The sequence below is a fragment of the Mycobacterium sp. genome, assembly GCF_049281135.1.
GTDB lineage: Bacteria > Actinomycetota > Actinomycetes > Mycobacteriales > Mycobacteriaceae > Mycobacterium.
In genome coordinates this window covers 1-4018 of record NZ_JBAPRN010000463.1, presented here as the reverse complement: position 1 = coordinate 4018, position 4018 = coordinate 1, and the positions used below count along the sequence as shown (strand labels likewise).

Here is a 4018-nt window from a genome sequence, read left to right as displayed (position 1 = left end):
GCGTAAGGGACCTGATCGCGCGCCGGCGTGACGCAGCATTGGCCGGTCGTTCTTAGCGGGCGGGCGACCTGAAATGTTGTCCAATGTCGGCGATTCTCGCAGCGAGAGGGGCTGGAAGTGCTGACCTCTTCGCTGCTGGCGACTGTTGTTGCGCTGTTACCTGCACGGCGACGACATGGGCATCTCGGCGGAGGAGGCGGGACAGCTCTAGGAGCCGATGACCTCCTGTGGCTCGGCCTCGGGGTGGTCGTCCTGGTGGCCATCGTCGTGTTAGCGGTGTGGCTACGCCGTCGCCACAAGCGCCGGTAGCGCCACGGCGTGACCGGCTAGCGTGACCTTTGGGGTGAGTGACGGGACTCGAACCCGCGACATTCAGGATCACAACCTGACGCTCTACCAACTGAACTACACCCACCATTGCTGCCGGCCGCCGCGGCGACATACAGCGTCGTCGATACTAACTGGTGGAGTCCTCCGCGGGCGAATCCATTTCCTCCGGCGCGGCCGGTTCGACCCCGAGCTCGTCGGCCACGGCAGCGATCTCGCTGGTGGTGGGGCCCGGGGGAGTCACAAACGCGGTGCGCCGGTAGTACTGCAGCTCACGGATGGATTCGTGGATGTCGGCCAGCGCGCGGTGCGCCAGACCCTTGGCCGGCTGGCCGTAGTAGATCCGCGGATACCAACGGCGGCACAGCTCCTTGATCGAGCTCACATCGATCATCCGATAGTGCAGAAACGAATCCAGCGTGGGCATGTCGCGGGCGATGAATCCCCGATCGGTGGCGATCGAGTTGCCCGCCAGCGGCGCCGTTTTGCCTTGCTTGACGTGTTGACGGATGTAGTCGAGCACCAACTTCTCGGCCGTCGCCAGGTCTACTGTGGACGTCCGCACCTCTTCGATAAGCCCCGAGCGGGTGTGCATCTGGGTCACCACGTCAACCATCGACGACAGCGCCGCATCGTCGGCGTGGATCACCACGTCGACACCGTCGCCAAGGATGTTCAGGTCAGCGTCGGTGACCAGGACGGCGATCTCGATCAACTTGTCCGAGCCCAGGTCCAACCCGGTCATTTCGCAGTCGATCCACACCAGTTCGTCCCGCACAGCATTCACAGTAGGCAAAGTTAGCTGGACGCCCTGCAGCCACCCCGCCTCAGCGCAACAGCCAGTAAGGTCGTGCGTGATCGAGACCACGGCAAGTAGGGGAGAGACGAGGGTCTTATGAGCACTGAATCGACAGCGAACCCCGCACAGCAGATCGCAGCCGGCTACGCCGTCGAGGGCCAGGCCTTGGAGTTGGGTGCAGTCGTCATCGACGGCAAGACCACCCCGACCGCGCAGATCCGCATCCCGCTGGCCACTGTCAACCGTCATGGTCTGGTAGCCGGGGCGACCGGTACCGGAAAGACCAAGACTCTGCAGGTAATCGCCGAACAACTCTCGGCGGCGGGCGTGCCGGTGCTGATGGCAGACGTCAAGGGCGACCTGTCCGGTCTGTCGCGCCCCGGTGAAAGCAATGACAAGATCACCGGTCGCGCCAAGGAATCCGGCGACAATTGGGCGCCCAGCGCGTTTCCGGTGGACTTCCTGTCGCTGGGAACCAAGGGCATCGGTGTTCCGGTGCGTGCCACGATCGCCAGCTTCGGGCCGATTCTGCTGTCAAAGGTGTTGGGGCTCAATGCTACTCAAGAGTCAACGCTGGGTTTGATCTTCCACTATGCCGAGCAGCAGAACTACGAGCTGCTGGACCTGAAAGACCTGCGTGCGGTGATCGGAAAGCTCACCAGCGACGAGGGCAAGGCCGATTTGAAGTCGTTGGGCGGCGTCTCCGCGCAAACGGCCGGCGTCATCCTGCGCGCACTGGTCAATCTGGAAGCCGAAGGGGCCGATACCTTTTTCGGTGAGCCGGAACTGAAGCCCAAGGACTTGTTGCGTTTTGACGACAAGGGACGCGGGGTCATCTCGCTGCTAGAGCTGGGAGCTCAAGCCGCCCGGCCGGTGCTGTTTTCGACGTTCCTGATGTGGGTCCTGTCCGACCTTTTCAAGTCGTTGCCTGAAATCGGTGACGTCGACAAACCCAAGCTGGTCTTCTTTTTCGACGAGGCGCACTTGTTGTTCAGCGATGCGTCCAAAGCGTTTCTGGAGCAGGTCGAGCAGACGGTCAAGCTGATCCGCTCTCGAGGCGTGGGCGTCTTCTTCTGCACCCAGTTGCCCACCGACGTGCCCAACCAGGTGCTCTCGCAGTTGGGTGCGCGCATCCAGCACGCACTGCGCGCGTTCACTCCTGATGACCAGCAGGCGCTGACGAAGACCGTCCGCACCTACCCGAAAACAGATGTCTACGATCTGGCTTCGGCGTTGACGTCACTGGGCATCGGCGAAGCAATCGTCACCGTGCTATCGGAACGTGGCGCCCCAACCCCAGTGGCGTGGACCAGACTGCGTTCGCCCCGTTCACTGATGGCCGCCATCGGCGACGACGCGATCGGCACTGCGGCCAAAGCCAGCCCCCTGCAAGCGGTCTACGGTGAGACCAAGGACCGGGAATCGGCGTACGAGAAGATCGAAGCCGAAAAGGCAAAGGCTCCAGCCGAGCAGCCGGCGGGGAAGAACGCACCCGAAGCCGCCAAAAAGCCTGGCTGGTTCAGTCGATTCGTGAACAGCCGCGGCTTCCAGACCTTCCTCAAGGCGCTGGGCACCGAGATCATCCGCAACATGTTCGGCGGCGGCAGCAAACGCCGTCGGTAGATCAGCCGCCCATCTTCTTGTAGAAGGTTCCGACGATCGGCGCGACGATCGCGCGTGGCGCGTACTGGCTTGCCGCCGACATCGCCTTGGACGTCACGCCGGGCACCACCCGCATCTTGTTGCGCGCCAACGCGTCTAGCGATTTCTTTGCGGTGTATTCGGTGGAGATCCACAGAAAGTCCGGCACCAGTTTCTCCACGATCGACGCCTCGGACGCGTCCGGTAGGTCGGTGCGCACCGGGCCCGGGGCCAGCACCGTCACGTGCACACCGGTTTTGCGCAGTTCGCCGCGCAACGACTCGCTGAACGTGTTCGCGAACGCCTTCGTCGCCGCATAGGTCGCGTTGTAGGGGATCGGTGAATTGCCTGCTGCGGAACCGGAAATCAAGATGCCGCCGGCCTTGCGCTCAATCATTCCGGGCAGCACCGCCAGCACCAAGTCGTGTACCGCGACCGCGTTCAGCTGAACCTGAGCCCGCTCCGACGCTGGGTCCAGAGCGGAGATCGGACCAAAGTTGGCGGTACCGGCGTTGGCGCACAGGATCGAGATGTTTCGGGTGGCCAACTCGTCGACCAGTTTTGCGCGTTCGGCCGTGTCGGCGAGGTCGGCGGGACGGACTTCGACGGCGACGCCGTATTTCTCGGTGAGCTTGCCGGCCAGGGTGTTGAGCAGCTCTTCGCGTCGCGCAGTGACGATCAGGCTATGGCCGCGCGCTGCCAATTCGGTGGCCAGTGCTTCGCCGATGTTTTGCGATGCGCCGGTGACAACGGCACGAGCGTCGGGGCTGGGGGCGGGTACCGGCATGCGCCAATGGTAGACAGACCAACAATGTCTGATTCCGGCAGTAACGATTCGCCCAGATCCGAGCGAGCCCAGGCGGTGGCGTGGGCACTGTGGGACACCGGCTCGGCGGGCGTGAGTTCCGTCGTGGTGACCTTCGTGTTCTCGGTGTATCTAACCGGCACTGTCGGTAAGGGTTTGCCCGGCGATGTGCCGCCGGCGAGCTGGCTGGGTCGCGCGCTGGCGATCGCCGGATTGACGATCGCCGTGCTGGCGCCTGTGATCGGTGTGTGGGTCGAAGATGCACGGCGGCGGCGCATCGCCCTGACGGTGCTGACCGGAATGGTCGTGGCGCTGGTGAGCGCCATGAGCCTGATTCGTGACCGCCCGCAATACCTGTGGCCCGGATTGGCGTTGCTTGCAATCGCCGCGGCGTGCGGCGACCTGGCCAGCGTGCCGTACAACGCGATGCTGCGTCAGATTTCGAC

3 protein-coding genes, 1 tRNA gene and 1 pseudogene are annotated in these 4018 nt (G+C 63.6%); 2 read left to right on the top strand and 3 right to left on the bottom strand.

Annotation, left to right across the window (positions count from 1 at the left end; genetic code table 11):
• Positions 1 to 339 precede the first annotated feature (339 nt).
• Together WAN02_RS18705 and orn are read right to left on the bottom strand one after the other, a co-directional pair.
• Positions 340 to 415 (bottom strand) — tRNA-His (locus tag WAN02_RS18705).
• Positions 416 to 457: 42 nt separating this feature from the next.
• Positions 458 to 1105 (bottom strand): oligoribonuclease, encoded by a 648-nt coding sequence (orn, locus tag WAN02_RS18700; RefSeq protein ID WP_422265737.1) that lies wholly within the window; start codon positions 1103 to 1105, stop codon positions 458 to 460.
• Positions 1106 to 1222: 117 nt separating this feature from the next.
• Between orn and WAN02_RS18695 the strand changes: the two genes are divergently transcribed.
• Complete coding sequence (locus WAN02_RS18695; protein WP_422265736.1) at positions 1223 to 2749, top strand: helicase HerA-like domain-containing protein; 1527 nt, start codon at positions 1223 to 1225, stop codon at positions 2747 to 2749.
• 1 nt (position 2750) lies between these two features.
• Here WAN02_RS18695 and cmrA read toward each other — a convergent pair whose 3' ends face one another.
• Positions 2751 to 3554 carry a mycolate reductase gene (cmrA, locus tag WAN02_RS18690; RefSeq protein WP_422265735.1) on the bottom strand — a complete coding sequence of 268 codons (804 nt, stop codon included), beginning with the start codon at positions 3552 to 3554 and terminating at the stop codon, positions 2751 to 2753.
• Positions 3555 to 3578: 24 nt separating this feature from the next.
• Between cmrA and WAN02_RS18685 the strand changes: the two are divergent.
• Positions 3579 to 4018 (top strand): annotated as a pseudogene (locus WAN02_RS18685) (MFS transporter); the annotation flags it as partial.